The organism is Duganella sp. FT27W (genome assembly GCF_009295655.1).
In the GTDB taxonomy this organism is placed as follows: domain Bacteria; phylum Pseudomonadota; class Gammaproteobacteria; order Burkholderiales; family Burkholderiaceae_D; genus Rugamonas; species Rugamonas zoogloeoides.
Window position 1 is genome coordinate 1 of the sequence record NZ_WHIV01000034.1, and the last position, 270, is coordinate 270.

Consider the following 270-nt stretch of genomic DNA (forward strand, 5'->3'; position numbering starts at 1 on the left):
TACGAGTATTTAGCCTTGGAGGATGGTCCCCCCATATTCAGACAGGATTTCTCGTGTCCCGCCCTACTTGTCGTACGCTTAGTACCACCGTTTGAATTTCGTGTACGGGGCTATCACCCGCTATGGCTGCCATTTCCAGAGCATTCCACTATTCAATCGACTATCACGTACAGGCTCTTCCCATTTCGCTCGCCACTACTTTGGGAATCTCGGTTGATTTATTTTCCTGCAGCTACTTAGATGTTTCAGTTCGCCGCGTTCGCTTTGCAT

Annotated in this window: 1 rRNA gene; it reads right to left on the minus strand. The window is 48.9% G+C overall.

The window, feature by feature from the left end:
- Position 1 precedes the first annotated feature (1 nt).
- A 23S ribosomal RNA gene (locus tag F8197_RS28315) occupies positions 2–270 on the minus strand; the annotation flags it as partial.